Genomic DNA, 26,216 nt, shown 5'->3' with positions numbered 1-26,216 from the left:
CCGCGTCAGGCAACGCCCGCGCGCAAAATCTCGTGCAGGTGGAGCAGCCCGACGAGCTTCTCGCCGCTGACGACGAACAGCACCGACACCGCCTTTTCGTTGAGGAGGCGCAGCGCGTCCGATGCGAGCAGCTCGGGCCCGACCGTAATCGGCTTGAGCGTCATATGGTCGCGAATGTCGGCCTTCATATGGTCACCACTGACCGCGCGCCGCAAATCGCCGTCGGTGAACACGCCGAGCAATCGCCCGTCTTCGTCGACCACCGCGGTGCAGCCGCAGCGCTTGCGGCTCATTTCGATCGTCGCCTCGATCAAGCTCGCCCCGACCTTGACGACGGGTATGTCCTCGCCCTTCGCCATCAACTGCGCGGTCGTCGCGAGCCGCGCGCCGAGCCGACCGCCGGGATGGAACGCGAGGAAGTCCGAACTCGTGAAGCCACGCCGCTCGATCAGCGCGACCGCCAGCGCGTCGCCGAGCACGACCTGCACGGTGGTCGACGATGTCGGGGCGAGCTCGTTGGGGCAGGCCTCGCGCACATGCGGCAAGGAGAGACAGATATCGGCTGCGCGCGCGGCCGTGCTGTCGGGATGGGCGGTCGCGACGATCAGGCGGACGCCGAATCGGCGGCAATAGGCAATGATGTCGCCAAGCTCGGTGGTCTCGCCCGACCAGCTGATCGCGAAGACGATATCCTCGCGGCTGATCATGCCAAGATCGCCATGACTTGCTTCGCTTGGATGCAGGAAGAGCGACGGAGTCCCCGTCGATCGCATCGTCGCCGCGATCTTGCGCGCGACGATCCCGCTCTTGCCCATGCCCGTCACGACGAGCCGCCCCGTATTTGCGGCGATCGTATCGACGGCCTGGAGAAAACTGTCCCGTAGAGGCGGTTCGTTGAGCGCTTGCGAGAGCGCCTGGAGCGCCACCATCTGGATTCTGGTGGTCCGTAGGGCCGAGAGCAAACCAGGATGTTGTGAGCTGGTGGCTGCGATCGCCTTCATAAAAACCCCTTCGGCCGGGCCTTTACGGCCGGCATGGAGACCATGATCGGTATCCAATTGACTTCGGTCGCTGGTCCAGCGCAGGTCGCTTATAGGCACCCCCTTACGCAAAAGGCCATAGGGGCAAAACTACCAGAGAGAACGTAAGCATGCAGTTGTGCGGTCAAAAAGTCGGCCCGAACGAGCGGATATTCTTCATCGCGGGCCCCTGCGTGATCGAGAGCGAGACGCATGCACTGGCGGTCGCGACCCAGCTGCGCGCCGTCGCCGATCGGCTCGGCGTGCTGCTGATCTACAAGAGCTCGTTCGACAAGGCCAACCGCAGCTCGGGCACCTCGTTCCGCGGGCCCGGGATCGAGGAAGGCCTGCGCATCCTCGAAAAAGTGCGTGCCGAAACCGGCCTCCCGGTACTGACCGACGTGCATACCGAGGACCAGGTCAAGATGGTGGCCGACGTCGTCGACGTGCTCCAGACGCCGGCCTTCCTCGCGCGGCAGACCGATTTCATCGCGGCGGTGGCGGCGTGCGGCAAGCCGGTCAATATCAAGAAGGCGCAGTTCATGGCGCCCGGCGACATGACGCACGTCGTTGCCAAGGCGCGTGCCGCCGCGGCGCGGGCGGGCGTATCCGACGGCACCATCATGGTGTGCGAGCGCGGGGTGAGCTTTGGCTACAACAACCTCGTCTCGGACATGCGCAGTCTGCCGATCCTCCAGCAGACCGGCTGCCCGGTCGTGTTCGACGCGACGCATTCGGTGCAATTGCCGGGCGGCCAGGGCGATCGTTCGGGCGGCCAGCGCGAGTTCGTGCCGGTCCTCGCCCGCGCGGCGGTCGCGGCGGGCGTCGCGGGGCTGTTTCTCGAGACGCATCCCGATCCGGACAAGGCGCTGTCCGACGGACCCAATAGCTGGCCGCTCGACCAGCTCGAGCCGTTGCTGGCGCGCCTGGTGGCGATTGATGAAGTGGTGAAGGGGTAAGCGACGCCCGGTTCTTGCCCTGACAGGACGAACCAACCGGCGCGCGGGTGCCACCCCATGCACCGACACCCGACAGTGTCGCCGCCCGAAGCGGGCCGAGCAGGGAAAGGACCGGCCATTCCTGCTTGGCCCCGCCGGCACTCTCTTTCGAGCAGATCCGCCTGCTAGCTGCTGGACCGGTTAAGTCCTGGCAAGATCGTCACCAACGTGGACGCCGACCGCGAACCCGGCCGCACCTTCACTTCAGGCAGGCGACGATCCCCTCGATCACCGCGACGGTCTCCTTCGGATCGCGCACGCGGACGGTGTCGAGCCCGAGCTCCTTCGCCGGATAATCGTTGCCGCCCGGGAAGATCGCGTCGCCGATGAACATCATCTCGTCGAGCGCGATGCCGCTCGCGTCGCGCAGCTTCTTGAGGCCGTACGCCTTGTCGACGCCTTCGCGCGTGATGTCGATCGAGGTCGCGCCGCCCATGTTGATCGACAGCCCCGGCAAGCGTTTGCGCAGATCGGCCTGGATGATCTTGCGCTTCGCGAAATCGGGGTCCCAATGCTCCTTGGCATCGAGCGGCGCCTGCTGGCCGAGCGCGGAGAAGGTGATCTGGCTGCCGCGATCCTCGATCCGCTCGCCCCAGGTCTGCTCGGGAACGAAGCCCGTCGCGACCAGCGCCGCATCGAACTCGGTCAGGATCTTGGCCTTGGTCGCGTCGTCGAACAGCTCGGCATAGACGGGCGACCAGGCGCCGTCCTTGAAGGTGTAGAGCTTGGTGCCGGTGGTCGGCATCAGCCACAATTTGCTGCGATCGGCGGCGTCGGGCAGGCGCGAGGCGACCTGCTTTTCGAACTGCGGCCAGTCGCCCCCCGAAATCACCGCGACGTGCGAAACGCCGAGCAGATCGGTCAGCGCCTGCTGCATCGGTTCCTGAAGCGGCTGCTTGCTCTCGGCCAGCGTTCCATCGAGGTCGAAGGCAACCAATTTCTTCATGTACAGATCCCTGAAAGCAGATCGGAGGAAGCGGCTAGACTGCCGCGCCTTTCGCATCTGGGCACCCACTTCCACCTTGGCAAGTCCACTATCGCGACCCGACGCCGCCACGCATGGGAGACTTAGCGGGATACGACCCTCGCGACGTCGTTCGACGGCCCCATTCCCCTCGCTAGGCCAGAACGCCGCTGGCTTTGTCGGCTTCACCCAAAGTGGCGCGAGCCGGAGCCTTTAACGGGCTCGCCGCATGCAGGCGAGCCACCACCCCCTCGGTCACCTTGTCGAGCGCCTCGTCCGAAAAGAAGCCGCCCGCGACGAGACACCGATCGATCAACACGCGCCGGAACGCGGCGAACGTCTCCGCATCCGGCTTGCCCGGCGCGCGCCAGAAATCCTCGAGCCGCCCCTGGAAGGTGATTCCCTCGATATCGTACACCGCCTGGCCCAGCGCGATCACCGGCACGTCGAGCGCGATCGCCAGCGTTCCGCTGGTACTGTTGATCGTCACCATCCCTTTGGAGCGCTGCGCAACGGGCACGATATCGCCCGTTTCGAGATAATAGACGCGGTGCGCGACGCCGTGCAGCGCCGCCAGCATCGCGGTTTCGTCGCGCCAATCGCGCACGCCGTTGTCGAGCGGATGCTCTTTGACGACGAGCCGCATGTCCTTCGGCGCATGCTGCGCGAAGGAAGAGATCACCATCAGCAACGCATCTGCGACCCCCGCAAACGAGGAGTGAAACCGGATCTGGGCATCCGAATCGAGTTGGAGCGGAAACACCATGTACGGCTCGTCTCCCTCTGCGAGCAAAGTGAGAAGCTTGCCTGCGCGTTCGCTCGCTTCCTTGCGGCGCATCAAACGGCGCACCCAGCCCATCCCCTCGAGCACCGGGTGAAACGGTCGATGATTCTGCCAGAACGGATAGTGCCAGCGGGTCAGCACGTCGGCGAGATTATACAACACCCCCTCGGCCGCGCGGCGGCGGAAGGACGAGGGCACCGGATTATGCTCGGGCGCGGGCGGCAGCGTGGCTGCCTCGGCCTTATACCACGCCGGGTCGCGCGGCAGCGCCGAATGGCCGTTTACCCCGCCCAATTCGAGCGTCACCCAGTCGGGCCGGATATAGCCTTCCTCGAAGACATGGACCGGGATGTGCAGGTCGCGGCATACCGCGATCGCGGCGATGTGCATCGGGCGGCAATCGCCGAACAGGACGACATCGGTGATGGCGCGATCGGAAAGGATGGCTTGAAGCGCCCGCGGCCAATCCTCGGGCGTGCCGCGATAGTCGATGCCGTTCGGCAGACGCCAGAACAGCCGATCGCCCCCGTTGAAATTGACCTTGTAGACGCCATACCCATCGCGCCGCAGCGCCTGCCCGACCTTGCGGAAGAGCGGCCCCATGAGACCCTGCAAGAGCAAGATATTACGGCGCTCGAGCGGCCGCGGGATCCCCGGCGCCGCGACCTGCGGCGTCAGGACCGGCGCGCCGGAAAGACGATCGGACATTCACTATTCCTTACTGTTGCCCGGCCCTGGCAATGGCAACGGGCAACTGTCACATTACCGCGCTCATAGAACGCAGTCCGGGCTATTCCAACCCAGGCGCCCGCGCGCCGGTCGTGACAGCCTGTCATCTCAACGCTATACGGCGGGTGCTTCTCCTTCCAGCAGCTCGGCAGGCAAGGTTCGATCGAGGCAGGCGGCGGGCCGGATCGCGCGCGCGAATTTGTGGCGGATGATGTGATCTTTCTTATCGGAATGCTAGTTGCGTCGGTCTTGGTTGACGCAAAGGTAAGACCACGCCCCGCCCGCTTCCGAGACGCGCGAGGGCTGCTACTGCTTTTCTTGACGATGACAGGCCTGTTCGGTCTGGGTTTGGCCGTATCGGGTAACGCGCCGGTCGCGGCGTTGCTGGCGATCGCGCTGTTGGCGCTGCTCGCCGTTGCGTCCAACGCCAAATTCGCGATGCTTGGGGAACCGCTTGTTTTTTCCGATCTCGCGCTGATCGTAGCCGTCGTGCGCCATCCGCGCTTTTATTTTACCGCGATCTCGGTGCGACAGCGATGGCTCGGCATGATCGCCATGGCGCTGGCGGTGGCTGTCCTCATCGCGCTGTTCACGCCTGCATTGGGGCCACACCTTTGGGGCGTGGCAGTGGCGCTGGCCGCGGGTGGCGGCGTGTTTGCGCTGGTGCGCGGGCGCTGGCTCGCGACGACGGCGCTTGAGCCGGCGCTCGACACCGACCTGCGCCGATACGGCCTGGTGGCGACGCTCCTGCTCTACTGGCATCGCTGGCGCGCGACATCGGATCCGGCGCCCGCGACACCGATCGCTGCGCTGAGCGCATCCGATCTGGCCCCGCAATTGATCGTCATCGTCCAGTGCGAGTCCTTCGCCGACCCGGTCGCGTTGACCGGCGATCCGGCGCGCGCCCTCCCGGCGCTCGACCGCGCCCGAGCCGCAGCGTGGCAATATGGCGAGCTCGAAGTGAGCGGCTTCGGCGCCTATACTATGCGGACCGAATATGGCGTCCTGTTCGGCCGCAGCGAGGCTGCGCTCGGCTTTCGGCGCTTCGATCCGTTTCTCACGGCGCACGGTGAGAAAAGCCACGCCTTGTCCGCCCGCCTCAAGGGCGCCGGCTATCACTGCTGCTTCGCGCATCCGCACGACCTGCGTTTCTATGGCCGCAACCGTTTGATGCCGGCCATCGGGTTCGACCAGCTGATCGGCGCCGACGACTTCGCGCCGGTGCCGGCAGGTGGCGGACGCTATGTCGACGACCGCGCGCTCGGCACCGCTCTGTCGGCGTTGATCGACGATACCACCGGGCCATCGCTCTTCTACACGGTAACGATGGAAAACCATGGACCGTGGGACAAGGATCGCGAACCCGGCGCCGCGGTCGGCCTCGAAGCCTATCTCCGCCATCTGCGCAGCAGCGACGCAATGCTGCACGCGCTGTGCGATCGGCTGGCGGCGGACCAGCGGCCGGCGTTGCTGGTGTTCTTCGGCGATCATCGGCCAAGCATCCCCGGCATTCTCGAGCCGGGCGGCGCACGCCATACACCCTATGTGATGCTGCGCTTCGATGGCGCAGGCCATACGATCCCCGGCCGGGGGCGTGTAGACCTTACGCCCGCCCAACTGCACCAGGCGGTCCTAGGTTCCCTGACGCCCGCATGACCTGGACCGAGCGGCGCGCATGTTCCTGCCATGGCGGGTCCGATCACCGGCGTGGGACATCCGACACGCATGGGAGCAGCGCCCACCCGGCTATCCTGTGCTAAAACAGTAACGAAGAGCGTAACCCTGCCGGATACCTCAGGCTGACTTCCCCTGGAACAGCCGCTACTCGCTCCCAAAAGCCTTTTAGCTTAATCACATCTCCACCTTCAATCCGCTATTACGAATTGATCCCGGCTTTCGCCCGGTGTACCAGCTTCGCTGCACCGCAGCTAAAATTGCGTAGCCCGTTCTAGGATCACCATGCCGACCACCGAGACGCGACAAAGGCGAGAGAGCGTGAAGGAGCCGCGGATCAGGCTGTTTCGCAACGACTTTCTCGAACGGACCACGGTGGTTTCGCCGGCTGCGTTCGTACTGACCTGGGCAGCCATGCTCGCACTTGCGGTCTATGCGAGCTGGGGTGTGGCGGGTTTCGCCGAATCGGTCGGCCTGGTCCTGCTCGGCCTGTTCCTCTGGTCGCTGTTCGAATATGCGATGCATCGCTTCATCTTCCATATGCCGCTCACCTCGAACCTCGGCCGCGCCTTCCTCTTCCTGTCGCACGGCAACCACCATACCCAGCCCAACGACGCGCTGCGCAACATCATGCCGCCGTTCGTCAGCGTGGCGATCTGCGGGACGGTATGGCTTGTGCTGTATCTCGTCGCAGGGCCGATCGGTTCGGTGGTCTTCATCGGCTTCGGGATCGGCTATGTCGTGTATGACACCGTCCATTACGCGGTTCACCAATTCCCGTTGCGGCACGGTGTGCTCGGGCGCCTGAAGCGGCACCATATCCGGCACCATTATGCGCACGAGGAAGGCAATTTCTCGATCACCGCGATCTTCTGGGATCGCGTCTTCGGAACCGAAGTGCCGACGAAGCGCTGCTGATCCGGCTGTCGGCGCGCGACGCTAGCGACAGACTCGCGCGCTTCGCGCTAGCAATTCGCTCGCGCGGCCGAGCAGGGCTTATGAGCTCGTCTCGACCGGAGCGGCGACGACTTCTGTTTCTTGTACCGGCGTTTCCACCGGGGCCGGTTTCGTCACGGGCGCAGCGACTACCTGATCCGTCAGCGATTCGTCGGTGATCGTTACCCGCGCACCAAGCTGGGTGATCGCATAGAGCCGCTTGGCAAAGGCGATCGGAACCCGGACGCAGCCATGCGAGGCGGCGTAACCCGGATCGCGCCCGGCATGGATCGCCACGCCGTCCCAGGTGATGCGCTGCATATAGGGCATCGCCGCGGCGTTATAGAGGTTCGAACTGTGCTTGACCGCCTTTTGCAGGATCTTGAAATCGCCAGTCGGCGTATCATGCCCCGGCTTGCCCGTTGAAACCGCCGACACAGCCAGCAACGTCGAGCCGCGGTACACGTACAATTTCTGATCCGGGATGCTGACGAGCAACCGGACGCCACTCGGCGACGACACCGCGCCGGACGCGTCATCCCACAGGTAGCTGCCCGCACCCATCGTCGCGACCGACTCGCTGGTCAAACCAGCGCTGCGCGCCTGCGCGGCAAGCGGCATCGATGCCAATACAAAACCGACCGCCGCGGCACACACGCCGCGGCGCGAAAGCCGTGAAGCCATAGCGCACCTCGATTGTTTGTTCCGTCCGTCGTCGCGCGAGTCGCGGCCGCAGGCCAGGATCAGGAGCAGAACGCCAAGCAGAGGATTTTGATCCGAAAACCTCCGAAGGGCCGCCGCGCTCGAAAGGATTGCGGTGAGCGGGTCAAGCCCCGCGACGAAATGCCCTAAAATCCGGAACATATCGGCCCGTCGCGCAACGCGTCGATCGATTCCGTGCTATGCCGTGGGCGTCGTTTCCGAAGGACCTGTTACCCATCGTGCAAGATCCAGCATTCACCCTTTCGCGGCGCAACCTCGGCAAAGCCGGGCTCGCTCTGCTTGGCGCCGCCGCGCTCCCGCGCGCCGCCTCCGCAGCGCAAGTGCCCGCTACCGTCCAGCCGCTCGCTTCGAGCCGCGTCGTGCGCCCCGAACTGCTCCGTCGCGCAATGGCCGCGCTGCAGCGCCACGGATCGCGGATCGCGCACCGCGACCGGATCGCGATCGCCGATTTCGCGCAGCCTTCGGCGCAGCCACGCTTCTATCTGATCGACATGGCGAACGGCATGACGACGACCTTGCTCGTCGCGCATGGCAGCGGCAGCGACCCGACGCATAGCGGCTTCCTCCAGCGCTTTTCGAACACCGAGGGCTCGAACGCATCGAGCGAAGGCGCCTTCCTCGCCTCGGATTACTATGTCGGCAAGCATGGCAGGTCGCAGCGCCTGATCGGGCTCGATCCGACCAACAACAATGCGCTGGCGCGCGCGCTCGTCGTCCATGCCGCCTGGTACGCCAATCCCGACATGCTGCGCACACACGGCCAGCTCGGCCGCAGCCAGGGCTGTTTCGCGGTCAGCGAGGGCGATCTCCAGCAGGTCTTTGCGCGGCTCGGCGAAGGCCGGATGATCTATTCTGCCAAGGTGTAAGCGACCGCCGCGACGCTAGAAAGCGCCGCGGCGATGGCGCGCGGGCGGCGGCGTGAAGCCGAGTTCGACCAGATTGGCGACCCGCACGTCGCGCGCCTGAACCGACTTCTCGCCGAGCACCACCGCGATGACGCGCACCCCGCCGCGCTTGGCCGATGTCGCGATATTGTAGCCAGCGTCTGCCGTGTAGCCGGTCTTGATCCCATCGACCCCGCCAACCTTGCCGAGCAGATGGTCGTGATTGACGTAGCGCCGCGACCGCCAGGTGATCGCGCGCGTCGCGAAAACGGGATATTCGCGCGGATGATCGCGCAGCAACGCGCGCGCCAGCGTCGCCATGTCGCGCGCGGTGGTCTGGTTGCCGGCATTGGTCAGCCCCGATGCATTGGCAAAGCGCGTCCGCGTCATGCCAAGCTGGCGCGCCTTGGCGTTCATCAGCACGGCGAAATCCGCCTCGCTGCCGCCGAGCCGTTCGGCGATCGCGACGGTCACGTCATTCGCCGAATGCACCGCCATCGCCTGCACCGCGGTCCGTAGCGGCAGCGAGGTGCCCGCCGTCAGACCCAGCCGCGATGCCGGCTGGCGTGCGGCGTTGCGCGAGACGGGGATCGACTCGGTGACCCGCACCCTGCCCGATTCGAGCGCATCGAACAGCAGATAGAGCGTCATCATCTTGGTCAGCGACGCCGGACGATGCGGCGAGTCGGGCAAATTGGCGAAGATCACGCGCCCGGTCGATGCGTTGATCAGCAACTCGGAGACGGGTGCGCGCGGCGCGACGCGCGCGCTCGACGGCTGCGCCGCGAGCCCGCAGGCGAGCGCCACAATGCCGATCACGATCCGCATCGATCGCGCGGGGGGTACGCTTACGCTTACATCTACAAAAGCCATCGTCCGGTCTTTGACCACCGCTCGCTTAACATGAGATTGCGCACCCGCATTTTTTTGGGTGGCGGGGCACGCCCGCGAAAAACCCCGGCCCCCATGACGGGGACCGGGGTCGCGCAGCCCCGACACCCGATATCGGGGGTCGGGCGCCGGAGCCGAGCCGTTTAGCCGAGCAGCTTGAGCACGCCCTGTTGCGACTGGTTCGCCTGCGCGAGCAGCGCGGTCGAAGCCTGGCTGAGGATCTGCGCCTTGGCGAGGTTGGTCGTTTCGGTCGAGAAATCGACGTCTTCGATCCGGCTCTTCGCGTCGGTCAGATTGGCGACGTTCGAGGTCAGCGTGTTGACGACCGAGCTCAGACGGCTTTCGCCAGCACCGATCGAAGCGCGGGTCGAGTTGACCGCGGTGAGCGCCGTGTCGAGCGTGGTCAGTGCGGTCGTCGCGCCAGCTGCCGTCGAGATCGAGAGCGTTGCTGCAACTGCGGCCGCGGCAGTGACCGGTGGGTTGGCGGTGGCATCGGCCGCGACAGCGGCGGTGCCGGCGACCGCGGTCAGGTCGAGCGCCGAGATCTTGAGGTCGACCTTGTCGGTGCCGCTCGAACCGGTCTGGATGCCGATCGTCGTATCGGTGCTGCCGAACAGCTTGACGCCGTTGAAGGTCGACTTGCCGACGATATCCTGGAGCTGCGACTGGAGCTGCGTCGCTTCGGTCTGCAGGTTACCGCGATCGGCGTCCTTGTAGGTGCCCGATGCCGACTGGACGGCGAGTTCGCGCAGACGCTGCAGGATGTTGGTCGCTTCACCGAGCGCGCCGTCTGCGGTCTGGGCGAGCGCGATGCCGTCATTGGCGTTGCGGATCGCCTGGTTCTGGCCCTTGATCTGCGAGGTCAGCGACGAGGCGATCGCGAGACCGGCGGCATCGTCCTTGGCCGAGTTGATGCGCTTGCCGGTCGACAGGCGCTCGATGCTGGTCGAGAGCGCCGAGCTCGCCGAGTTCGATGCGTTGGTCGCCTTGAGTGCGGCGACGTTGGTTCCGATAACGGTCATGGTGAGAATCTCCATCGTGGTCCGGCAATCCCGCCGCCCCCCCATCGGAGAGCCGAGCCGCCAAAGGTGCTAACGACCGGGCCCGCCGGCGATTAAGCACTTTTGCAAACCAGATGCATTTTTGCCGATTTTGCGCGTGTTTACCGGCAATGCGACACCAAGCGGTCAGACTTTGCCGCACCGGCAACGTCCTTAACCACTCGTTTACCAAAACTGCGGCATTGCAAGGCTCGTTCAAGGGGGCCCTTCATGCGATCCATCGTTCCATCAGCCGCGATCCTTCGCCAACACTATCCGCTGGTGTCCGCGCTGCGCGCGCAAGGCTTTGCGATCGGCGCGTTCGAAGACGGCAAGGCACCGCGTGACGCGCTGTTCCTGGTCGCCGAGGGCGAGACCCCGCCCGCCGCCGCGCGCACCGTCGTGCTCGGCAGCGAGGGCCGCACCATCATCCCGTCGCGTGACGGCGGCCCGGCACGGGTCGCGTTCGGGAGCGCCGACGCAGCCGTCGGCGCGGGCTTCGTCCGCGCGCTGCTGGCCGAACCCGAAATGCCGACCGCCGCCGACCCCGAGAGCCTCGCGCTCCACGCGCTCGCCGATCGCGTCGCCGCGGCCGACATCACCGTGCTGATCAACGGCCCGACCGGCACCGGCAAGGAAGTCCTCGCGCGGTCGATCCATCTCAAGTCCAACCGCGCCGCCGGCCCGTTCATCGCGATCAATTGCGCGGCGCTGCCCGAGACGATGCTCGAAGCGCTGCTGTTCGGCCACCAGAAGGGCGCGTTCACCGGCGCATCGGCCGGCGGCGAAGGCTTCTTCCGCGCGGCACACGGTGGCACGCTGCTGCTCGACGAAGTCGCCGAACTGCCGCTCCAGCTTCAAGCGAAGCTGCTCCGCGCATTGCAGGAGCGCGAGATCGTCCCGATCGGCGCGACCACGCCGCAGCCGATCGACGTGCGCGTCATCGCCTGCGCCAATCGCGACCTGCAGGACGAAGTCGCCGCCGGTCGCTTCCGCGCCGATCTTTACTACCGTCTGTCGGTCTTCCCGCTGACGACCAAGCTGCTCGCCGAGCGACCACAGGACATCCCCGCGCTCGCCGCGACGCTGATCCTGCGCCACGCGGGCGCACGCGCCACGATCCCCTGGCCCGACGCATCGGCGATCGACCTGCTGCTGCGCCACGACTGGCCGGGCAATGTCCGCGAGCTCGAAAACGTCGTCCAGCGCGCCCTGCTGTTCGCCGGCGGCGACACGATCTCGGCCGAACACATCGTGTTCGACCGCCCGAGCGCGCGCGCCGCAAGCGCCGCGAACGACGAGCCAGCCCAACCCGCGACGCTCGGCAACATCGTCCAGATGCACGAATTCCAGGCGATCCGCGAAACACTCGCGGCATGCAACGGCAGCCGGATCGAGACCGCGCGGCGGCTCGGCATTTCGGAGCGCACCTTGCGCTACCGCCTCGCCAAGGCACGCGAACAGGGTGACGACATCGTCTCCGCCGCCAGCCGCGTGGCCCAATACGCCGTGGGTGCGGCATGAGCATTGATGCAATCGGTGGTGGCGGCGCGATGGGCGTCGACCGCGTGATGGCGCTGCGCGCGCAGATCCTCGAACGCAACCAGGCGCTCGCCCGCGCGGGAACCTCGGGCCCCGCTGCGCCGGCAGCCGAAGCCAAGCCGACCAGCTTCGCCTCGACGATGGAGGACGCCCTGAAAAGCGTGAACCAGGGTCAGGTCGAGGCGAGCAAGCTGTCCGAAAGCTATGAGCGCGGCGAGACGATCGACATCGCCAAGGTGATGCTGGCGCGCCAGCAGGCGTCGGTCGGCTTCGAGGCGACGCTGCAAGTCCGCAACAAACTCCTGTCCGCCTACAAGGACATCATGAGCATGCCGGTATAATCGATGAGCAACGCTCTCACCCCCGCTCCGCAAGGGTCATCTGGCTCCGGGCTCGCCGCAATGGTGCCCGAACGCTTCGCCAACCCGCTCAACCAGCTCCAGGGCCTGCTCGCGCAGCCCGCGGTGCGCCGCAGCCTGCCGATGGCGCTGCTGATCGGCCTGATCGGCGCCGCAGCACTCGCCTGGATGATGCTCGCCAGCCCCAATCAGAAGGTGCTGTTCGCCGGCCTTGCCGATGCCGACAAGGCCTCGGTCACCGCCGCGCTGCAGGCCGCCAACATCACGTCCAAGATCGACGCGGGCACCGGCGCGCTGACCGTCAATGAGGACGATTATTCGCGCGCGCGCATCCTGCTCGCCGGGCAGGGCCTGCCCAAGGCCGCGCCGGGTGGTTACGCGATCCTCGACAATCTCCCGATGGGCGTCTCGCGCGCGGTCGAAGGCGAACGCCTGCGCCAGGCGCGCGAGACCGAACTCGCGCGGTCGATCCAGGAGATCGACGCCGTCGCCGAAGCGCGCGTCCATCTCGCCACGCCCGAACAATCGGTGTTCGTGCGCGATTCCGCAGCCCCTTCGGCCTCGGTCATCGTCAAATTGCAGCCCGGCCGTTCGCTCGGCGACGCGCAGGTGTCGTCGATCATCAACCTCGTCGCCTCGTCGGTGCCGGGCATGAAGCCCGAAGGCGTGACGATCGTCGACCAGATGGGCGGCCTGCTGACCAAGGGCGCCAACCAGAGCGCCCTTGGTGCGGCGAGCGACGAACGCGTCGCCTTCCAGCGCCGCATCGAGGAAAAGTATCGCGCGCAGGTCGTGCAGATGCTCACGCCGCTGATCGGTGCGGGCAATTTCACCACCGAAGTCCAGGCCGATGTCGACCTCAACGAGACGCAGGCGACCAAGGAGAGTTATGACAAGCAGGGCGTGCTGCGCGTCGAGCAGGGTCAGTGGACCGGCAACGGCAAGGACGGGCAAGCGCCCGGCGGGATCCCCGGCGCGCTGTCGAACACGCCGCCGCCCGCCTCGACGCTGAGCGCGCCGCAGCCGACCCCGACGCCGACCCCTGCCCCGGGTGCCACACCGGTCGCATCGACGCCCGGTGCCACCGGCCCGGTCGTCGCGGCAGCCGCCGGCGCGGTCAGCGATGCGCTCAAGGCGAGCGACCAATATTCGCGAGCGTACGATCTCGGCAAGGAAGTCTCGGTCAGCCGCACCGCACCCGGCACGATCACGCGGCTCTCGGTTGCGGTGCTGCTGCGTGACCCGGAAACGGGCAAGCCGCGCAGCCAGCTCGAGATCCAGCAGATCACCCAGCTCGTCCAGACCGCGGTCGGCTATAGTCAGCCGCGCGGCGACCAGGTCACGGTGATCAGCCGCAAGTTCGCCGGCGCGACCGCGCTCGACGACAAGCAGCCGTGGTACGAGGCCGGCTGGCTGCCGGTGGTGGCGCGCAACGTGACGGCGCTGGTCATCGCGCTGCTCGTGCTGTTCCTCGGCGTCCGCCCGCTCGCCACCGCGTTGCTCAAGAAGCGCGACGACACTGCGGCCCAGCCGCGCGCCGCGCTCGGCCGCGAGATCGGCCCGCCCGACGGCTATGAGGGCGGCCAGATCCCGCCGCCACGCAGCGACCAGCCGGTCAGCATCGACGCGCTCGAAAATGCGCGCAACTATGACGATCGGATCGGCATGGTGCGCGGCTTCACCCGCGACAATCCGGCGCGCGCTGCGCTCGCCGTACGGGACATGATCAAGTCATGAACGCCCCCACCCGCGTCTATACCGGCGTCGAACGCGCCGCGGTCCTGATGATGCTCGTCGGCGAGGAGGAAGCCGCCGCGATCCTGCAGAAGCTCGATCCCGAGGAAGTTCGCCAGCTTGGCAAGGCGATGTTCGCCGTCGCAGATGTCAGCGAGATCGAGGTCGAGGGCGTGCTCGACGATTTCGTCGGCAAGGCACGCGAGCGGACTGCGATCGGCTTCGACCCGCGCCCGCGGATCGAGGCGGTGATGACGCGCGCGCTCGGCCAGGAGAAAGCCGACAGCGTGCTCGCGCGGATCGTGCCCGCTCAGGAATCGTGCCAGCTCGACCTGCTCGACTGGCTCGACGCGGGCGAGATCGCCGCTATGATCGAAAAGGAGCATCCGCAGATCGCCGCGGTGCTGATCGCCAATCTCGACCCTGCGGTCGGCGCGCAGGTGCTCGAGCTGATGCCCGATGCGGTCCAGCCCGACATCCTCCACCGGCTCGCACGATTGGGGCCGATCACCCCCGAGGCGGTCGAGACGCTCAAGACGATGCTCGCGAACCGCACCGGTTCGTCCCAGGCCCCCGCGGGCGTCACGCTCGGCGGCACCAAGGACGCCGCCAAGATCCTGTCGAGCGGCCGCAAGGCGACCGAGCTGCGCGTCATGCCCAAGCTTTTCAAGATCGACCGCGATGTGGCGAAGGCGATCGAGGAAGCGATGTTCGTGTTCGACAACCTCCTCGAACTCGACGACAAGAACCTCGGCACGCTGATCCGCAACGTCGACAGCGACATTCTCACACGCGCGTTGAAGGGCGTCGACGAGAGCATCCGCGCCCGCTTCCTCGGCTGCATGTCGAGCCGCGCCGCCGATGGTATCCGCGACGAGATGGAAGCGCGCGGTCCGATGAAGCTCTCCGAAGTGCTCGAGGCGCAAAAGGTGATCATCCAGATCGCGCGCAACCTCGCCAAGGACGGCACGATCCAAATGGGTGCAGGCGAAGACGATTATGTCTGAGTTCACCGCCGGATTCTCCTCGCGTGGCCAGGGGGTGGCCGAAGCGCTCAAGGCGGCGTTCGCGCCGCGCGTCGGCGGCTTCGCGCCCGCCGATCTGCGCGACCGGGTCGCGCGCGGCCCCGTCTCGTTCGCGCCGCAAGCGGCGGGCGAGAGCGGCCCGCGTCATTTCACCCCCGCCGACCCCGACACCAACCCAACCGAAGGCTGGGACCCGTTCGACGCCGTCGCCGCGGCGACGCCGTTCGTCGACCCGATCGAGGCGGCACATTCCGCGGGCTATGCCGAAGGCGTCGCGGCGGCGCAGGCCGAAATGGCGGTGACGGGCGAGCGCGACCGCACGTTGCTCGCCTCGCTTGCGCAGGCACTGCAGTCCGATGACCGCATCGACCGCGACGCGGTGGCGCGGCGGCTGCGGCAGACGGTCTTGTTCCTCGTCACGCGGCTCGTCGGCGAGGTCGGCATCGCGCCCGACCTGCTGGCACGCCGGATCGAGACCGCGGTCGATCTGCTCAGCGACGCCGCCGAATCGGCGATCCTGCATGTCCATCCCGACGATGTCGCGTTGCTCGAGGGCAAATTGCCACGCCAGATCTTTGCGGTAGGCGATGCGAGCCTCACACGCGGGTCATTCCAGCTCGAAAGCGCCGCGACGATCGTCGAGGACGGGCCCGAGCTGTGGCTCGAACAATTGGCGCACGCGATCGATCGCGTCGCGGTGCCGGGGGCATGATGAATTTCACTACAGCGCTCCCCTCCCTGGAAGGGAGGGGCGGAAAATGCTGAACCGCTTCACCGACTCATACCTCGAGTCGCTCGGCGTCCCCGATTTCGCGCCCGCGCCCAAGGTCGCAGGCCGGCTCGCCTCGTTCGACGGGCTGCTGATGGAGGCGGTCGGTCTCACCGTCCCGGTCGGCACGGTCTGCCAGGTGGGCGATCGCCAATCGGGGGTCGAGGCCGAGGTGATCGGTTTCCGCAACGGCCGCACGCTCCTCATGAACCTTGGCGGCCCGGCCGCATTGCTGCCACAAGCCCCGGTCCGCCCGACCGGTGCGCCGGGCGAAGCCGAAGTCGGCGCGGCGCTGCTCGGCCGCGTGGTCGATGGCGCTGGCAAGCCGATCGACGGGCTCGGCCCGATCCGTGGCGCGGCGCGCTGGCCGCTCGCGGGCAAATTGCAGTCGCCGCTCGATCGTGGCCGCGTGCTCCACACGCTCGATGTCGGCGTCCGCGCGATCAACGGCCTGCTCACCGTCGGCCAGGGCCAGCGGATCGGCATCATGGCGGGCTCGGGCGTCGGCAAGTCGGTGCTGCTCGGGATGATCGTGCGCGCGGCCGAGGCCGACGTCATCGTCATCGGCCTGATCGGCGAACGGTCGCGCGAAGTGGCCGATTTCCTAGAAACCAAGGTCGCAGGCGAGGCACGCAAGCGCGCTGTCGTCGTCGCGGTGCCCGCTAATCATTCCCCTGTGCTGCGCATTCGCGGCGCCCTGCGCGTCCATGCGATCGCCGAGGCGTTCCGTGCCGAGGGCAAGAAGGTCCTGCTCATCATGGATTCGCTCACCCGCGTCGCGCACGCCGGCCGCGAGATCGGCCTGGCGCTGGGCGAGCCTGCCAGTGCGCGCGGCTATCCGCCCTCCGCCATCGCGATGCTCCCCAATCTGATCGAGCGCGCCGGGACCGACGTCCATTCGGGCGGGTCGATCACCGCGATCTACACCGTGCTTGCCGATGGCGACGACGGCAACGACCCCGTCGTCGATTCGGCGCGCTCGATCCTCGACGGGCATATCGTGCTGTCGCGCCAGCTTGCCGAGCGGGGCGTCTATCCCGCGATCGACATCGGCCCCTCGGTCAGCCGCGTGATGACCGACATTGTCGACAAGCCGCACCTCAAGGCCGCGCGCACGCTCCGGCGTCACCTCGCCACCTATGAGGAGAATCGCGACCTCGTGCTGATGGGTGCGTATCGCGCCGGCGCCGACCCGGCGATCGACACCGCGATCGCGTGCCACCCGGCGGTGATGGAATATATCAAGCAGGACCCCGACGAGCAGGTCTCGCTGCCCGATGCGGCGATCGAGCTGATCGGCGTGTTCGGCACCGACTGAGATGGCCAAGCCGACCAAGCTCGAACGCATCCTGCGTGTCCGTACGCTCCAGCTCGGGCTCGTGCAGGCCGAGGAAGCGCGCGCGCATGATCGCACCGCGAGCGAGGCGGCGCTGAAAGGCCGCATCGCGCAGCTTGCCGCCGGCGTCGCACCCGCGCCTGAACCGGTAGCCGGTTTCTCGCTCGTCGCCGCAGCGCATTTTCGCGAGCGCCTGCAGCAATCGGCGCACGCTGCCGAGGGCCGGCTGCGCGCGGCACAAGCGACCGCCGAGCGCGCGGTCGAAGCAACGCGCGAGGCACGCCGCGACCAGAGCGCGGTCGAGAAGCTGATCGCGCGTGCCGATGCGCAAGCGGTGATCAAGGAAATCCGCGCGCTCGAGGCCGCGCCGGCCGGCCGCAAGGTTCGGCACGATCCTTGCTGATCACGGTACAAAGGCCGTTTGCGGCCGCGCCGGAGCCCCAATGATCGACCTTCCGTCCCTCTCGACCTCCCCCGTTGCCACCGCCCCATCCGCGGCAAAGACACCAGCCAGCGCGCGTCCAGCGAGCTTCGGGCAAACGCTGAAGGCGTTCCTCGATTCGCGCGATACCGCGAGTGACCCGCCCACCGCTGCGACGGCGGCCGACGGCGCCCGGCACGACCCTGCCGACGACGGCAAGAGCTTGCCGACCGATTCCGACGCCGATGCACCCGGCGGAACACCGCCGGTCTGGACCGCGGCGCTGCTTCCCGTGCCCGATCCGGCCGTGCCGATCGCGGCGCCGACCCCGGTGCCCACCGCCATAACCGCCGTCACGACGGGGGCACAGCCGTCGCTCCCCGCGACCCCGCCCGCCGTCGGACTGACCGACCCCGCCGGCGGCGCACCCAAACCCGCACCCACCGACGCGTCGACTGCGACGCAGCCGCCGCTCGATCCGGCAATCACCACGGCGCTCGACGCGGTGCTGACCCGCGCCACCACCGCGCGACAGGACGCGCAGCCCACCACGCCGCCAGTGCACGACGACACCCAGACGCCAGCGCTCGTCGCGGCCGATCCAACCGCCACCGCGATCGTCGCGAACGCCGCGCCACAGCCGGCGGGCCAGGTGTTCGCGGCAGCGCTCGCCACCGCGTGGCGCGACCGGACGCAGCGCACCGGCGATTCGGACGCGCTTGCCGGCGCGGCCGCGCTCGGCGCTGCTGCACCGAGCCAGGCGAGCAGCCATGCGATCGTGGCGGCATCGGGCGATGCGAACCAAGCCGCGCTCGATCTGACACGCGACACCGGGCTGCAGCGGATGATCGAGCATATCGAGACGCTGCGCGACGACGCCGATTCGCGCGACACGCGCATCCGGCTGATCCCCGATTCGCTCGGCGGGGTCGATGTCGCGGTGCGCCAGGTCGGCGACCGCGTCCATGTCCACTTCACCGCCGAGCAGGAAGCGACCCGCGCGTTGCTGACCGAGGCACAGCCGCGGCTGACCGAGCTTGCCGCGGCGCGCGGCATGCGGATCGGCGACACCAGCGTCTCGGCCGATTCGGGTAGCGGCAACGGCGCGGCGCCCCAGCCCCGCCCCGCGCCCCTCCTCGTCCCAGCACCGCACGCGATGGCCGCAGACACCGAAACCCCAAGTGACGCCCGCGTCGCGTAACCTTTGAAGGACCCAGACCATGAGTGAAACCGTCGAAGAAAAGCCCAAAAAGAAGAAGGGTGGAATGATGAAGATCGTGCTGCTCGTCGTCGGCGCGCTGGTGCTCGTCGGTGGCGGCGTCGGCGGCGCGCTCTATGCGATGAACGCCGGACTGATCGGCGGCGGCAAGGGTGCGGCCGAACCGACCGGTCCGCGGCTCGTCCCCAAGGCCGAGCAGAAGCGGGCCGGCTCGGGCGAAGGCGGCGAAGCCAAGGAAGGCGGCCACAAGCCCCCGACGGGCGCCGGCGGCGACAAATATGCCTCCAATTATTATGCGATGGACAAGGAGTTCACCTCGAACCTGCAGGACAGCGTCCACTTCGTCCAGGTCGGCATCGCGGTGTCGACTCCTTACGACGATACGGTGGTCGAGAACATCAAGACCAACGAAATCGCAGTCCGCTCATCGATCCTGATGGCGCTCGGCGACACCACCGAGGAACAGGTTTTCTCGAGCAATGGCAAGCAGATGCTCCAGCGTCGCCTGGCCAAGGCGATCAACGACACGCTCAAGGAGAAGGAAGGTTTCGGAGGCGTTGGTAACGTTTACTTTACCAATTTTGTTGTTCAGTGAGGCATGGTTAACGAAGACCTTCAGCACGCAGCAAGCGACCGGCGCGAACGTCCGCGCCGCGAGGCCGCGCATGCGACGCTCGGGGTCGCCAATCTCAACCCGTTCGGCGATCTGCATACGGTGCAGCATCTCTCGGCGCGGCTCGCGCGCGGCGTGCGTGCCGTGTTCGAGCCGCTGTTGCGCCGCGAATGCCGCACCTGGGCCGAGCCGCTCGTCGTCCAGCGGCTCGCCGACTACCGCGCGGAACGCCCCGACGGGCTGACCGCATGGCTGCCGTTGACAATGGCGTCGGCGGGCGCCCTGCCCTCGGGACAGGCGCTCGCGGTACTCGACGGGCGCTTCGTGCTCGAACTGCTCGATCTGTTCTTCGGCGGCACCGGCGCGGTGTCGAGCGACATCGGCAGCGAGTTCACGCCCGCCGCCGAGGCGATGATGACGCGGCTCGGCGCGATGCTCGCGCTGCCGATGCAGGCGGCGTGGGAGCCGCTCGCGCGGATCGAGTTCACCCCCGGCCATGTCGAGGCGAACCCGTCGCTGATCCCCGAGCTCGATGTCGACGACGCCGTGGTGATCACGCGCTTCGGCATCGCGGTCGGAACGGCCAAGCCGGTGTTCCTCGACCTGCTCTATCCCGTCGCGGCGTTGAAGCCGCACGGCCCGTCGCTCACCGGCAAGGTCCACAAGACCGCCGAGCCCGATCCCGCATGGCGCAACAGTCTCACCCGCGCGGTGATGGACGTGCGCTTCGAGGTCCGCTCGGTGCTCGCCGAGCCGATGGTCTCGCTCCAGCTGCTGATGGATCTCAAGGCGGGCGACGTGATCCCGATTACCGTCGGCCAGGACGTGCCGGTGATGGTCGGCGGCGACCGGCTCGGGGCGGGGACGGTCGGCACGTCGAACGGCAAGGCCGCGATCAGGCTGACGACAATTTCGAACGATTTAGAACGTGATCTCAGGGGTGGACTGCAATGAGCGAGATGAGCGGCGGTTTCCCCGTCGATACCAGCCTGGCGGCCAATTTTCGGCTGCTGCAGGATGTCGACGTCAAATTGACCGTCGAGATCGGCTCGACCTCGCTGACGCTGCGCGAACTGCTCGCTTTGGGCGAAACCAGCGTGATCGAGCTCGACCGCCAGGCCAACGAACTGCTCGACGTGCTCGTCAACGGCACGCTGATCGGGCGTGGCGAGGTGGTGATGGTCGGCGACCATTTCGGGGTGCGCATGACCGAGCTGGTCAGCCCAGAAAAGCGGGGCTGACGCCATGATGTGGTCGTACATCCTCAAGCTCGTCGTGCTGCTGCCGCTCGTCTGCGGCCTGATGATCGGCTGCCTCTATGCGTGGCGCAAACTTGAATCGCGCATGCCGGGCCAGCCTTCCAACCGCATGCTCAAGGTGGTCGAGACGATGATGATTTCGCCGAGCGTGCGCGTCGCGGTGCTCGATTTCGAGGGTCGCAAGCTGCTCGTCTCGGTCAGCCGCACCGGCGTTTCCCTGCTCGATCGCGGCGACGGGAAATGAGCGTCAAGGTCGTCCGCAAGGGTTCGGGGCCCACGCTGATCAAGGCGCCAGCACCGCGCGTCGCGCCGTGGGGCAAGATTGCGCTCGTCGTGCTTGGCATCCTCTTCGCGCTGATCGTCGCGCATCCCGCCTTCGCGCAGGCCGCTCCGCTTGCCACGCCGCCGGCGCCGGGCGCGGGCGATGCCGCCGACCGTGCGCTGAAGGATCTCGGCGGCGGCAATGCGCCGCTGGCGCTGTCGCTCCAGCTGCTCATCGTCATGGGGCTGCTGACGATCCTGCCCGGCATCCTCCTCATGATGACGAGCTTCACGCGGATCATCATCGTGCTGTCGATCGTCCGCCAGGCGATGGGGCTCCAGCAAACCCCGCCCAACCAGGTGCTGATCGGGCTCGCGCTGTTCCTGTCGTTCTTCGTGATGGCGCCGACGATCAACCAGATCAACGCGAGCGCGATCCAGCCTTACGCCGCGAACAAGATCGGCGCGACCGACATGATCAAGGCGGCAGGCGTGCCGCTCCACGCCTTCATGACCAAGCAGACGCGCAAGAAGGATATCACGATGTTCGCCGGCATCGCCAAGAGCGGGCCGTACCAGAATGCCGAACAGATCCCGTTCTCGGTGCTGCTCCCCGCATTCGTGACGAGCGAGCTCAAGACCGCGTTCCAGATCGGGTTTCTTGTCTTTCTGCCGTTCATCGTGATCGACCTTGTGGTCGCGACCGTGCTGATGTCGCTCGGCATGATGATGCTCTCACCAACGATCATCTCGATGCCGTTCAAGCTGCTCCTGTTCGTGCTGGTCGATGGCTGGGCGCTGACGATGGGCTCGCTCGCCAACAGTTTTGTGAACTGATCCGATGGACGCTGACTATTTCCTGACGATCGCCAACCAGACGATGTGGGTGCTCGCGCTCGCCTCGGCGCCGATCCTCATTCCCGCGCTGCTCGCAGGGCTCATCACCGGCATGATCCAGGCGGCGACGTCGATCAACGAGCAGACCTTGTCGTTCGTGCCCAAGCTGATCGTCGTTGCGGTATCGCTGGCGGTGTTTGGCAGCTTGATCCTTGGACTGCTGTGCGATTTCACGCTCGGCATCTTCGAGCGGATCCCGGATCTGGTGCGATGACGGCCGTGGGGGGGGGCGCTCTTCTGCTCCCCTCCCGCTTGCGGGAGGGGAGATAGATGGGTCCGCTAGGCTTCGGCCTGTCGATCGAACCGCAGCTCTGGGCGCTGATCTTCGTGATGGTCCGCGTCGGTGCCGCGTTCGTCGCCGCCCCCGTGTTCAGCGCCGTCGGAATCCCGCTCGTCGTGCGCGTCACGCTGTCGGGGGCGATCGGCGTGCTGGTGCTGACCGTCCACCCCATCACCCCGCCCGAACACGTCTTCGCGCTCGCCACGATCCTCTCGGTCGCCGCCGAGGCGCTGGTCGGACTCGCGCTCGGCTTCGTGCTGCAGATCGCCTTTGCCGCGCCGATGATCGCGAGCGAACTGATCGGCACCTCGATGGGGATCGGCTTTGCGTCCGCCATCGACCCGCAGAACGGCAAGTCGACCCCCGCGCTCGGCCAGTTTTTCTCGATGATGCTCACGCTGCTGTTCCTCAGCGTCAACGGCCACCTGATCCTGGTCGAGATGATCGTGAAGAGCTACGTCGCGCTCCCGCCGGGCGCCGCCTGGCTGAAACCGCAACAGCTCGAGAACATCGCCTTTTTCGGCGGCTACACCTTCCTCGCCGGCCTCCTGCTCGCGCTGCCGGTCGGCTTCCTGCTGCTCTGCCTCAACCTCATCGTCGGCATGATCTCGCGCTCGGCGCCGTCGCTCAACCTGTTCGCGGTCGGCCTGCCCGCCAGCCTCGCGGTCGGCGTCGTCGCGCTCGCGCTCGGCTTCCCGGCGATGGGCGACTATCTGCTCGTCATCGTCGATGAAGGCCTGGCGGCGACGCAATCGCTGGTGCTCGGCTGATGGCAGACGAATATGGCGAAAAGACAGAAGCCCCAACCGCCAAGCGCAAACGCGACGCGGCCGAAAAGGGCGACGTCCTCAAATCCCGCGAACTCGCCACCGCGCTGATGATGCTCGCCGGCTGCGGCTGGCTCGCCTTTATGGGCCCGTCGCTGGTCGGCGCGTGCAAGGAGGTGATGATGTCGAGCTTCGCGTTCGACCATCGCGACATCGAGGATTTCGCGCCGTTCCGCCCGCTCATCCAGAGCGGCTGGAAGCTCGCGCCGTCGGTGATCTCGCTGCTCGCGCTGACGATCGTCGCCGCGATCGTCAGCCAGGCGGGGCTCGGCCATCTCAGCTTCAACGGCTCGCTGCTCGCGCCCAAGGCGGCGCGGATCAACCCCGCCTCGGGATTGAAACGGATCGTCGGGCCGCAGGGCTGGATCGAACTCGGCAAATCGCTGCTCAAGGTCGTCCTGCTCGGCGCGATCGGCTGGCACATGCTCGACCAGGTCGCGCATGCGACGATCGGGCTCGCTTCGACCAATATCGGCACCGCGGTCGGCGTGCTCGGCAGCACCTTCACCGGCGTGCTGTTCGCGATGGCGGGCGGGCTCGTCGTCATCGCCGGGATCGACGTGCCGCTGCAGATCATCCAGCTGCTCCGCAAATTGCGCATGTCGAAGCAGGATCTGCGCGACGAGCATAAGGAGAGCGAAGGCTCGCCCGAGGCGAAGGGTGCGATGCGCCAGCGCCAGCGCGAGATGTCGAAACGCTCGATGCGCGGCGCGGTGAGCGAAGCGCATGTCATCCTCACCAACCCGACGCATTTTGCTGTCGCGCTGCGCTACGATCGCGCGAACGACCAGGTCCCCGTCGTCGTTGCCAAGGGGCGCGGCGTGATCGCGCTGGCGATCCGCGAGCTCGGCGCCGAGGCGCGCGTGCCGGTGCTCGAATATCCGTCTTTGGCGCGCGCGGTCTATTACACCAGCCGCGAGGGGCAGGAAGTTCGCGACGATCTCTACGTCGCGCTCGCCACCATCCTCGCCTTCGTCTTCGGGCTCAACAGCCAGGCGGGCGCCGCCGCGCTGCCACCGTCGGTGCAGGTCCCGCCAAGTGCGCGCTTCGACGAGAATGGCGTGAAAGAAAGCTAAATTTCCCGGCGGTTTCGCCGTTCCTTGAGATGCGCACTTCTGGGGTATTACGATGACGACGACCTCTACGACGACTTCGGTATCGGGCTCGTCGATCCTCACCTCGCTCGGCGCCGGCTCGGGGGTCGATACCGCCGCCCTGGTCAAGCAGCTGGTCGAGGCGCAATTCTCCGCCAAGAACGCTTCGCTCAGCGCGCAGGACACCGCGCTCAACGCGCAGATCTCTTCGGTCGCCAAGGTCCAGAGCGCGATCACCAGCTTCTCCTCGGCGCTGAGCTCGCTCGTCACCGGCGGGTCGCTGGCGACGCAGCCAACCAGCTCGGATTCGAGCGTGCTGACCGCCGCCGCGCTGCCCGGCGCGAAGCTGTCCGGCCTGTCGACCCAGGTTACCGTCAACAAGCTCGCCACGGCGCAGACCGCGACGGCGAGCTTTCCAAGCGGCGCGCCGACCTTCGACGCGGGCACGTTGACGCTGACCTTCGGCACGGCGTCCGACGACACGGTCGCATCGCTGACCAATCCCACCGACCCGATCTCGATTTCGGTCGCGCAAGGCGCATCGCTCGCCGATGTCGCCAAATCGATCAACGCGAGCGGCAAGGGCCTGACCGCGACCGTGGTGAGCGACGTCGACGGCGCGACCTATCTGTCGTTGAAAGGGCCGACCGGAAAGGCCGAAGCCTTCACGCTCAGCGGCTCGGGCAATCTGGCGCAATTGAACGTCGGCGGCGCGAGCAATGCGGCCAAGATCAACACCACCGCCGGCAATGCCAACCTGACCGTCGACGGGGTGACGGTCGACCGCGCGAGCAACACGATCAGCGACCTGGTCCCTGGCGTGAAGCTGACGCTTACTGGCGTCTCTCCCGGGGCGGGCAGCGGCAGCGCCGTCAAGCCGGTCACGCTCGGCAGCACGACGCCGACCGATGCTATCGGCCAGGCGGTGAGCAATTTCGTCACGACCTACAATGAGGTGCTGGCCGAGCTCAAGACCGAGACCGATGCCACGAACGGACCGCTGCGCAACGATTATAACGCGACCAACCTGTTGCGCTCGCTGCGCGGCCTGACGCTGACCACGCTGTCGAGCGACGGCGCTCCCGGCGACCCCGTCAATCTCGCCTCGATCGGGGTCAGCACCAACAAGGATGGCACGCTCAGCGTCGATTCGGCCAAGCTCAACACGGCCCTGCTCCAGACCCCTGCCGCGGTCGAGGCGCTGTTCGCCAACGGCACCGGTGCGAGCGGAGGCGGCCTCGCCGCGGCGCTGAGCGCAATCACCACTGCTGCGACCAACAACAAGGTCGTCATCAACGGCCAGACCGAAAGCACGGGATTGGTCGGCAGCACCGCCCTCTACACCGCCAAGCTCGCCAAGGTGACCGATACCGAAGCCAAGGTGACGACCGACACCGCCGCGTATCAGGAGCGCCTGACCAAGCAATATGCCGCGTCCGACGCGATCGTCGCGGCCTATAAAGCGAGCGCGAGCTCGTTGCAGAGTCAGATCGACCAGTGGAACAAGACGAGCGGATGAGCCTCGCCTACGCGACGGCACTCGGCCGCAATCCCGAAGCGACCTACCGCCAGATCGAGCTTGCCGGGCAGACCGCCCAGGCCGATGGCCCGGCGCTGGTGCAACTGCTGTATGACGAAGCGATCCGGGCACTCCGCGGCGCGGCCTGGGCGGCCGAGAACGGCAAATATGCGATGAAGAGCGACAAGGTGACGCGCGCCACCGCGATCCTGTTCGCGCTCGAGGCGGGGCTCGATTTCACCGCAGGGGGGACGGTCGCCCCGGCGCTCGCCAAACTCTATGCCGGCACGCGCCATACCGTCGTCAACGCCGCGATCGGCCATGACCCGCAGCCGTTCCGCGAAGTGGCCGATACGCTCGAGGAGATCGGCCAGGCGTGGCGCTCGGTTCGCGCGGCCTGAGGCGCGAGCCGAGCGGAC

General features: G+C 67.0%; 28 protein-coding genes. 22 read left to right on the top strand and 6 right to left on the bottom strand.

Annotated elements, in window-relative coordinates; translation table 11 throughout:
• Positions 1-5 precede the first annotated feature (5 nt).
• Positions 6-1,001, bottom strand: a complete 996-nt coding sequence (locus ACVWYO_RS10700; RefSeq protein ID WP_457350631.1) for a KpsF/GutQ family sugar-phosphate isomerase — start codon at positions 999-1,001, stop codon at positions 6-8.
• 149 nt (positions 1,002-1,150) lie between these two features.
• On the opposite strand from ACVWYO_RS10700, the gene kdsA reads away from it, so the two are divergent.
• On the top strand, positions 1,151-1,978 hold the full coding sequence (gene kdsA, locus ACVWYO_RS10695; protein ID WP_457350629.1) for a 3-deoxy-8-phosphooctulonate synthase: 828 nt from the start codon (positions 1,151-1,153) through the stop codon (positions 1,976-1,978).
• Between the two features lie 238 nt (positions 1,979-2,216).
• Here kdsA and ACVWYO_RS10690 read toward each other — a convergent pair whose 3' ends face one another.
• Together ACVWYO_RS10690 and ACVWYO_RS10685 are read right to left on the bottom strand one after the other, a co-directional pair.
• On the bottom strand, positions 2,217-2,963 hold the full coding sequence (locus ACVWYO_RS10690; protein WP_457350627.1) for an HAD-IIB family hydrolase: 747 nt from the start codon (positions 2,961-2,963) through the stop codon (positions 2,217-2,219).
• Between the two features lie 172 nt (positions 2,964-3,135).
• Positions 3,136-4,473, bottom strand: coding sequence for a capsule biosynthesis protein (locus tag ACVWYO_RS10685; protein WP_457350625.1), 1,338 nt, complete (start codon positions 4,471-4,473; stop codon positions 3,136-3,138).
• A gap of 345 nt (positions 4,474-4,818) precedes the next feature.
• Here ACVWYO_RS10685 and ACVWYO_RS10680 point away from each other — a divergent pair, with 345 nt between their 5' ends.
• Together ACVWYO_RS10680 and ACVWYO_RS10675 are read left to right on the top strand one after the other, a co-directional pair.
• A complete protein-coding gene (locus tag ACVWYO_RS10680) occupies positions 4,819-6,150 on the top strand; it encodes a sulfatase-like hydrolase/transferase (protein ID WP_457354947.1) in 1,332 nt (443 codons plus the stop codon).
• Between the two features lie 339 nt (positions 6,151-6,489).
• A complete protein-coding gene (locus ACVWYO_RS10675; protein WP_457350623.1) occupies positions 6,490-7,086 on the top strand; it encodes a sterol desaturase family protein in 597 nt (198 codons plus the stop codon).
• Positions 7,087-7,164: 78 nt separating this feature from the next.
• Here the strand turns inward: ACVWYO_RS10675 and ACVWYO_RS10670 are convergent, their stop codons facing one another.
• Complete coding sequence (locus ACVWYO_RS10670; protein WP_457350621.1) at positions 7,165-7,788, bottom strand: L,D-transpeptidase family protein; 624 nt, start codon at positions 7,786-7,788, stop codon at positions 7,165-7,167.
• 257 nt (positions 7,789-8,045) lie between these two features.
• Between ACVWYO_RS10670 and ACVWYO_RS10665 the strand changes: the two genes are divergently transcribed.
• Positions 8,046-8,693, top strand: coding sequence for a murein L,D-transpeptidase catalytic domain family protein (locus ACVWYO_RS10665; RefSeq protein WP_457350619.1), 648 nt, complete (start codon positions 8,046-8,048; stop codon positions 8,691-8,693).
• Positions 8,694-8,708: 15 nt separating this feature from the next.
• Here ACVWYO_RS10665 and ACVWYO_RS10660 read toward each other — a convergent pair whose 3' ends face one another.
• Both ACVWYO_RS10660 and ACVWYO_RS10655 read right to left on the bottom strand, forming a co-directional pair.
• Positions 8,709-9,584, bottom strand: coding sequence for a D-alanyl-D-alanine carboxypeptidase family protein (locus tag ACVWYO_RS10660; protein ID WP_457350617.1), 876 nt, complete (start codon positions 9,582-9,584; stop codon positions 8,709-8,711).
• A 161-nt stretch (positions 9,585-9,745) separates the two neighbouring features.
• A complete protein-coding gene (locus ACVWYO_RS10655) occupies positions 9,746-10,624 on the bottom strand; it encodes a flagellin N-terminal helical domain-containing protein (RefSeq protein ID WP_457350615.1) in 879 nt (292 codons plus the stop codon).
• A 249-nt stretch (positions 10,625-10,873) separates the two neighbouring features.
• Here ACVWYO_RS10655 and ACVWYO_RS10650 point away from each other — a divergent pair, with 249 nt between their 5' ends.
• The 18 genes from ACVWYO_RS10650 to ACVWYO_RS10565 are packed head-to-tail and all read left to right on the top strand — an operon-like array spanning position 10,874 to position 26,198.
• Positions 10,874-12,166, top strand: coding sequence for a sigma-54 interaction domain-containing protein (locus ACVWYO_RS10650; RefSeq protein ID WP_457350613.1), 1,293 nt, complete (start codon positions 10,874-10,876; stop codon positions 12,164-12,166).
• Complete coding sequence (gene fliE, locus ACVWYO_RS10645; RefSeq protein WP_457350611.1) at positions 12,163-12,525, top strand: flagellar hook-basal body complex protein FliE; 363 nt, start codon at positions 12,163-12,165, stop codon at positions 12,523-12,525. Before ACVWYO_RS10650 ends, fliE begins: the two co-directional genes overlap by 4 nt.
• 3 nt (positions 12,526-12,528) lie before the next feature.
• Complete coding sequence (gene fliF / locus ACVWYO_RS10640) at positions 12,529-14,280, top strand: flagellar basal-body MS-ring/collar protein FliF (protein WP_457350609.1); 1,752 nt, start codon at positions 12,529-12,531, stop codon at positions 14,278-14,280.
• The gene (gene fliG, locus ACVWYO_RS10635; protein WP_457350607.1) at positions 14,277-15,284 is read left to right on the top strand and encodes a flagellar motor switch protein FliG; all 1,008 of its coding nucleotides are present in this window, start codon (positions 14,277-14,279) and stop codon (positions 15,282-15,284) included. The genes fliF and fliG overlap by 4 nt, the downstream gene beginning before the upstream one ends.
• Positions 15,277-16,014 (top strand): FliH/SctL family protein, encoded by a 738-nt coding sequence (locus ACVWYO_RS10630; protein ID WP_457350605.1) that lies wholly within the window; start codon positions 15,277-15,279, stop codon positions 16,012-16,014. Before fliG ends, ACVWYO_RS10630 begins: the two co-directional genes overlap by 8 nt.
• A gap of 46 nt (positions 16,015-16,060) precedes the next feature.
• Positions 16,061-17,389: a FliI/YscN family ATPase gene (locus ACVWYO_RS10625; protein ID WP_457350603.1), complete on the top strand. Its 1,329-nt coding sequence runs from the start codon at positions 16,061-16,063 to the stop codon at positions 17,387-17,389.
• A gap of 1 nt (position 17,390) precedes the next feature.
• Entirely contained in the window at positions 17,391-17,810 is a 420-nt protein-coding gene (locus tag ACVWYO_RS10620; RefSeq protein ID WP_457350601.1) for a hypothetical protein, read from the top strand.
• A 40-nt stretch (positions 17,811-17,850) separates the two neighbouring features.
• Positions 17,851-19,029, top strand: a complete 1,179-nt coding sequence (locus ACVWYO_RS10615; protein ID WP_457350599.1) for a flagellar hook-length control protein FliK — start codon at positions 17,851-17,853, stop codon at positions 19,027-19,029.
• Positions 19,030-19,048: 19 nt separating this feature from the next.
• Positions 19,049-19,642 (top strand): flagellar basal body-associated FliL family protein, encoded by a 594-nt coding sequence (locus ACVWYO_RS10610; RefSeq protein ID WP_457350597.1) that lies wholly within the window; start codon positions 19,049-19,051, stop codon positions 19,640-19,642.
• Between the two features lie 3 nt (positions 19,643-19,645).
• Positions 19,646-20,614, top strand: coding sequence for a flagellar motor switch protein FliM (locus ACVWYO_RS10605; RefSeq protein WP_457350595.1), 969 nt, complete (start codon positions 19,646-19,648; stop codon positions 20,612-20,614).
• Positions 20,611-20,901, top strand: coding sequence for a flagellar motor switch protein FliN (fliN, locus tag ACVWYO_RS10600; protein WP_133191004.1), 291 nt, complete (start codon positions 20,611-20,613; stop codon positions 20,899-20,901). Before ACVWYO_RS10605 ends, fliN begins: the two co-directional genes overlap by 4 nt.
• Positions 20,902-20,905: 4 nt before the next feature.
• The gene (locus ACVWYO_RS10595) at positions 20,906-21,163 is read left to right on the top strand and encodes a flagellar biosynthetic protein FliO (RefSeq protein WP_140851422.1); all 258 of its coding nucleotides are present in this window, start codon (positions 20,906-20,908) and stop codon (positions 21,161-21,163) included.
• Positions 21,160-22,017 carry a flagellar type III secretion system pore protein FliP gene (gene fliP, locus ACVWYO_RS10590; protein WP_457350592.1) on the top strand — a complete coding sequence of 286 codons (858 nt, stop codon included), beginning with the start codon at positions 21,160-21,162 and terminating at the stop codon, positions 22,015-22,017. Before ACVWYO_RS10595 ends, fliP begins: the two co-directional genes overlap by 4 nt.
• Positions 22,018-22,021: 4 nt before the next feature.
• Positions 22,022-22,291 carry a flagellar biosynthesis protein FliQ gene (fliQ, locus tag ACVWYO_RS10585; RefSeq protein WP_140851424.1) on the top strand — a complete coding sequence of 90 codons (270 nt, stop codon included), beginning with the start codon at positions 22,022-22,024 and terminating at the stop codon, positions 22,289-22,291.
• A gap of 56 nt (positions 22,292-22,347) precedes the next feature.
• Positions 22,348-23,127 (top strand): flagellar biosynthetic protein FliR, encoded by a 780-nt coding sequence (gene fliR / locus ACVWYO_RS10580; protein ID WP_457350590.1) that lies wholly within the window; start codon positions 22,348-22,350, stop codon positions 23,125-23,127.
• Positions 23,127-24,260, top strand: a complete 1,134-nt coding sequence (locus ACVWYO_RS10575) for an EscU/YscU/HrcU family type III secretion system export apparatus switch protein (RefSeq protein ID WP_457350589.1) — start codon at positions 23,127-23,129, stop codon at positions 24,258-24,260. The genes fliR and ACVWYO_RS10575 overlap by 1 nt, the downstream gene beginning before the upstream one ends.
• Positions 24,261-24,312: 52 nt before the next feature.
• On the top strand, positions 24,313-25,797 hold the full coding sequence (gene fliD, locus ACVWYO_RS10570) for a flagellar filament capping protein FliD (protein ID WP_457350587.1): 1,485 nt from the start codon (positions 24,313-24,315) through the stop codon (positions 25,795-25,797).
• The gene (locus tag ACVWYO_RS10565; protein WP_457350585.1) at positions 25,794-26,198 is read left to right on the top strand and encodes a flagellar export chaperone FliS; all 405 of its coding nucleotides are present in this window, start codon (positions 25,794-25,796) and stop codon (positions 26,196-26,198) included. Before fliD ends, ACVWYO_RS10565 begins: the two co-directional genes overlap by 4 nt.
• Positions 26,199-26,216 lie beyond the last annotated feature (18 nt).

The organism is Sphingomonas sp. UYP23, assembly GCF_054059235.1.
The sequence above is the reverse complement of the archived record's forward strand: the minus strand, read 5'-3'. Positions and strand labels throughout refer to the sequence as shown.

Bases quoted from the DNA above. Each gene is read 5' to 3' on its own strand.
- ACVWYO_RS10700 (WP_457350631.1), bottom strand. From the start codon at position 1,001: ATGAAGGCGATCGCAGCCACCAGCTCACAACATCCTGGTTTGCTCTCG.
- kdsA (WP_457350629.1), top strand. From the start codon at position 1,151: ATGCAGTTGTGCGGTCAAAAAGTCGGCCCGAACGAGCGGATATTCTTC.
- ACVWYO_RS10690 (WP_457350627.1), bottom strand. From the start codon at position 2,963: ATGAAGAAATTGGTTGCCTTCGACCTCGATGGAACGCTGGCCGAGAGC.
- ACVWYO_RS10685 (WP_457350625.1), bottom strand. From the start codon at position 4,473: ATGTCCGATCGTCTTTCCGGCGCGCCGGTCCTGACGCCGCAGGTCGCG.
- ACVWYO_RS10680 (WP_457354947.1), top strand. From the start codon at position 4,819: ATGACAGGCCTGTTCGGTCTGGGTTTGGCCGTATCGGGTAACGCGCCG.
- ACVWYO_RS10670 (WP_457350621.1), bottom strand. From the start codon at position 7,788: ATGGCTTCACGGCTTTCGCGCCGCGGCGTGTGTGCCGCGGCGGTCGGT.
- ACVWYO_RS10660 (WP_457350617.1), bottom strand. From the start codon at position 9,584: ATGGCTTTTGTAGATGTAAGCGTAAGCGTACCCCCCGCGCGATCGATG.
- ACVWYO_RS10655 (WP_457350615.1), bottom strand. From the start codon at position 10,624: ATGACCGTTATCGGAACCAACGTCGCCGCACTCAAGGCGACCAACGCA.
- ACVWYO_RS10650 (WP_457350613.1), top strand. From the start codon at position 10,874: ATGCGATCCATCGTTCCATCAGCCGCGATCCTTCGCCAACACTATCCG.
- fliE (WP_457350611.1), top strand. From the start codon at position 12,163: ATGAGCATTGATGCAATCGGTGGTGGCGGCGCGATGGGCGTCGACCGC.
- fliF (WP_457350609.1), top strand. From the start codon at position 12,529: ATGAGCAACGCTCTCACCCCCGCTCCGCAAGGGTCATCTGGCTCCGGG.
- fliG (WP_457350607.1), top strand. From the start codon at position 14,277: ATGAACGCCCCCACCCGCGTCTATACCGGCGTCGAACGCGCCGCGGTC.
- ACVWYO_RS10630 (WP_457350605.1), top strand. From the start codon at position 15,277: ATGTCTGAGTTCACCGCCGGATTCTCCTCGCGTGGCCAGGGGGTGGCC.
- ACVWYO_RS10625 (WP_457350603.1), top strand. From the start codon at position 16,061: ATGCTGAACCGCTTCACCGACTCATACCTCGAGTCGCTCGGCGTCCCC.
- ACVWYO_RS10620 (WP_457350601.1), top strand. From the start codon at position 17,391: ATGGCCAAGCCGACCAAGCTCGAACGCATCCTGCGTGTCCGTACGCTC.
- ACVWYO_RS10615 (WP_457350599.1), top strand. From the start codon at position 17,851: ATGATCGACCTTCCGTCCCTCTCGACCTCCCCCGTTGCCACCGCCCCA.
- ACVWYO_RS10610 (WP_457350597.1), top strand. From the start codon at position 19,049: ATGAGTGAAACCGTCGAAGAAAAGCCCAAAAAGAAGAAGGGTGGAATG.
- ACVWYO_RS10605 (WP_457350595.1), top strand. From the start codon at position 19,646: ATGGTTAACGAAGACCTTCAGCACGCAGCAAGCGACCGGCGCGAACGT.
- fliN (WP_133191004.1), top strand. From the start codon at position 20,611: ATGAGCGAGATGAGCGGCGGTTTCCCCGTCGATACCAGCCTGGCGGCC.
- ACVWYO_RS10595 (WP_140851422.1), top strand. From the start codon at position 20,906: ATGATGTGGTCGTACATCCTCAAGCTCGTCGTGCTGCTGCCGCTCGTC.
- fliP (WP_457350592.1), top strand. From the start codon at position 21,160: ATGAGCGTCAAGGTCGTCCGCAAGGGTTCGGGGCCCACGCTGATCAAG.
- fliQ (WP_140851424.1), top strand. From the start codon at position 22,022: ATGGACGCTGACTATTTCCTGACGATCGCCAACCAGACGATGTGGGTG.
- fliR (WP_457350590.1), top strand. From the start codon at position 22,348: ATGGGTCCGCTAGGCTTCGGCCTGTCGATCGAACCGCAGCTCTGGGCG.
- ACVWYO_RS10575 (WP_457350589.1), top strand. From the start codon at position 23,127: ATGGCAGACGAATATGGCGAAAAGACAGAAGCCCCAACCGCCAAGCGC.
- fliD (WP_457350587.1), top strand. From the start codon at position 24,313: ATGACGACGACCTCTACGACGACTTCGGTATCGGGCTCGTCGATCCTC.
- ACVWYO_RS10565 (WP_457350585.1), top strand. From the start codon at position 25,794: ATGAGCCTCGCCTACGCGACGGCACTCGGCCGCAATCCCGAAGCGACC.